This is a genomic window from Streptomyces turgidiscabies Car8 (assembly GCF_000331005.1).
In the GTDB taxonomy this organism is placed as follows: Bacteria; Actinomycetota; Actinomycetes; order Streptomycetales; family Streptomycetaceae; genus Streptomyces; species Streptomyces turgidiscabies.
In genome coordinates, this window is sequence record NZ_AEJB01000145.1 from 1 (window position 1) to 3,003 (window position 3,003).

3 protein-coding genes are annotated in these 3,003 nt (G+C 72.3%); 1 reads left to right on the forward strand and 2 read right to left on the reverse strand.

Going from position 1 to position 3,003, the window contains the following annotated elements; all coding sequences use genetic code 11:
• Both asnB and STRTUCAR8_RS09200 read right to left on the reverse strand, forming a co-directional pair.
• Nucleotides 1-1,639, reverse strand: a 1,639-nt coding sequence (gene asnB / locus STRTUCAR8_RS09195; RefSeq protein ID WP_006375290.1) for an asparagine synthase (glutamine-hydrolyzing), incomplete at its 3' end; no start/stop codon positions are given.
• 111 nt (nt 1,640-1,750) lie between these two features.
• The gene (locus tag STRTUCAR8_RS09200) at nt 1,751-2,188 is read right to left on the reverse strand and encodes a DUF6069 family protein (protein WP_006375287.1); all 438 of its coding nucleotides are present in this window, start codon (nt 2,186-2,188) and stop codon (nt 1,751-1,753) included.
• 149 nt (nt 2,189-2,337) lie between these two features.
• Between STRTUCAR8_RS09200 and STRTUCAR8_RS09205 the strand changes: the two genes are divergently transcribed.
• Complete coding sequence (locus tag STRTUCAR8_RS09205) at nt 2,338-2,877, forward strand: MarR family winged helix-turn-helix transcriptional regulator (protein WP_006375289.1); 540 nt, start codon at nt 2,338-2,340, stop codon at nt 2,875-2,877.
• The last annotated feature ends 126 nt before the right edge of the window (nt 2,878-3,003 follow it).

Sequence of the window (3,003 nt, forward strand, 5' to 3'; positions counted from 1 at the left end):
CGGGCAGCAGGTCGCTCACGGCGGCCCGCAGCAGGCTCTTCTCCCGGCCGTCGAACGTCTTCATCGCCCAGGGGATGTTGTACGCGTACTGCACCAGCCGGGGGTCGCAGAACGGCACCCGCACCTCCAGCCCGGAGATCATGCTGAGCCGGTCGTTGCGCTCCAGGAGCCGGGGCAGCCAGTGGGTCAGGTGCAGATGGCAGATCTCGCGGGCCCGCCGTTCCTCTGCGCCCTCCCCGGCCAGCCGGGGGATACCGGCCATGGCCTGGGCGTACCGCTCCGAGTAGTACGTGCCCATGTCGAGCCGGTCCTTGAACGCGGCGGACAGCAGCCCCTGCCCCAGGCCCTCGCGGGTCCCCGGATGCCACTGCTCGAAGGCGACCCAGGGGAACTGCTCCTCGTCGGCCAGGTCAGGTATGTGCACCCAGCTGTAGCCGCCGAAGATCTCGTCGGCGCTCTCTCCGGTGAGCGCGACCTTGCAGTACCGCCGGACCCCCGCGAACGCCTGGTACGTCGAGGTGTCCATGTCCCCGAAGGGGGCGGGCACGTCCTGGGCGCGCAGGACCGCACGGCGCGCCACCGGGTCGATCAGGTCGGCGGTGCTGAGCTCGATCTCCAGGTGGTCGGCGCCCACGTGGTCGGCGACAGCTCGCGCGTACGGCGCATCGGGGGCGCTGCGCACCAGGTCGGGCTGGAAGTTGTCGCTGTAGCCGCTGTAGGTGACGGTGGCGGTACGGACCCTGCCGCCGCCCTCCCGGGCCAGGGCGCGGGCCGCGAGTGCGGCGACGGCGCTGGAGTCCAGGCCGCCGGAGAGCAGCACGCTCAGCGGCACGTCCGCGACCAGTTCGCGGGAGACGCTGCTCTCCAGCAGTTCGCGCACGGTGCGCACGGTGTCGTCGAGGCCGTCCTCGTGCGGGCGGGCCTCCAGCTGCCAGTAGCGGCGCAGCCGGACGGTGCCGTCCGGGCCGCAGGTCAGGGTGTGGCCGGGCGGCAGGTCCTGGACGTCGCGGTAGACGCTCTCGCCGGGGGCGCGGGCCATCGAGAACAGCACCCGCAGTCCGTCGAGGTCGACGACCGGGCGTACGGCGGGGTGCGCCAGCAGGGTCTTGGGCTCGGAGCCGAAGGCCAGACCGTCGCCCGTCCGCGCGTAGTAGAGCGGCTTGATGCCGAACCGGTCGCGGGCCAGCATCAGGGTGCGGCGGCGCGGGTCCCAGACGGCGAACGCGAACATGCCCTCCAGGTGCTCCACGCACCGCTCGCCCCACTCCAGGTAGGCGTGGAGCACCACCTCGGTGTCGCTGCGGGTGACGAACCGGTGGCCGAGCCCGGTCAGTTCGGTGCGCAGTTCGCGGAAGTTGTAGACCTCCCCGTTGTAGGAGAGGACCGCGGACGGTTCCTCTCCCGCCGGGGACGCGCCGATGTCCGTGCGTCCGTCGGGCCCGGCGGTCATGGGCTGGCGGCCGCCGTCCACGTCGATGACCGCCAGTCGGGTGTGGATCAGCGTGGCCCGGCGGTCCGCCCAGACGCCCGAGTCGTCGGGGCCCCGGCAGACCATGGTCCGCGCCATGCCGGCCGCGAGTCCGGGCTCCTGCCCGGCCGGTCCGCCCTCGCGGCCGGCCCAGCCTGCGATGCCGCACATTGGGGGTTCTCCTTCCGTGGCAGGTCGGTGCCTGGGCTCCAAGATCTGCCCCGGCGCTCGAATCCCCGTGGAGCGGCGCTGGACCGGCCGGGCGGGGCGGATCGGGGCCGGTCAGGCGGGGGCGGAGCTGCGGCGGAAGGCCGGGACGAGGATCGCGCCGACCGTGAGGTGCAGCAGGACGAGGGTGGCCCTGTTGCCGCCGCTCAGGCCCGCGCCGAACAGCGGTGCGAAGAGGGAGACGACGAGCACCAGGACCGCGGCGACGGTCCAGACGGTCCGCGAGCGGGCGGCCGCGAACTTCTCCAGCAGGGCGAGCAGGCCCCAGCCGAGCAGGGAGACGACGGCGGTGCCGATCAGTACGGCGGGGAGGGCGAGCGCGGTCGTGGTGGTGGAACCGGGGCCGTCCGGCACGCGCAGGTCGATGTCGAGGACGGAGTGGGCGACGAGCCAGATCAGGGCGCCGGCGACCACGGTGGCCAGGACCGCGAGGGCGCGGAGACGCAGCGGGCTCCGGGTGGTGGTGGCTGTGGCGGTGGACTTGGCGGACATGTCTGACTCCTCAGGGCTTCGGGGTGGTGCCGGGCGACTTCGGGATCCAGGTCATTGCTTCACGCATATACATGACCTTCGCACATAACTGTCCCACATCCAGGAATGTCAGGTCCAGTCATATGCAGGGAGCGAGTAACCTCGGAGGGATGAGTGGCAAAGACGACCTGCGGACGGACACCAACCCGGCCGGCGCCCCGGATGCGGGGAACGCGGCGCTCGTGGAGGACGGCGTACTCAACGCCGTGGAGCTGGCGATGATCCGGATCCGGCGGCGCCAGTCGCGGCGCAGTCTGGCCCGGCCCGCGCTCCGGGGGATGACGGAACCCCTGGACCTGAACACCCTCTCCGTCATCGACGCGGTGGACGAGGGCCGGAGCGAGAGCGAGCGGGACGTCACCGTCGGGTTCGTCGCGGACCGGCTCGCCATCGACCCCTCACGAGCCAGCCGGATCGTCGCCGACGCGGTCCGCTCCGGCTTCGTACGCCGCGTCGCCTCCCAGGAGGACGGCCGCCGCAGCTGCCTGGCTCTCACCAGGTCCGGCCGCGAGGCGGTGTCCGCGGCCCACCGCACCCGCCAGGACTTCTACGCCCGTGCCCTGAAGGACTGGGACCCGGAGGAACAGCTGCAGTTCTCCCGCCTCCTCACCAGGTTCGTCGACTCCCTGAACGACACGCCCCGCGACTGACCGACGGACGACACCGTCCCGGGCGGGGGGCGTGTACACCCAGCGCAAGCCCGGGATCGACGGCGGCAAGACCGCGATCCTGGAGCCGGAGGAGCTGGACGACAAGTACTTCATGCTGCGCGTCCG

Bases quoted from the DNA above. Each gene is read 5' to 3' on its own strand.
- STRTUCAR8_RS09200 (WP_006375287.1), bottom strand. From the start codon at position 2,188: ATGTCCGCCAAGTCCACCGCCACAGCCACCACCACCCGGAGCCCGCTG.
- STRTUCAR8_RS09205 (WP_006375289.1), top strand. From the start codon at position 2,338: ATGAGTGGCAAAGACGACCTGCGGACGGACACCAACCCGGCCGGCGCC.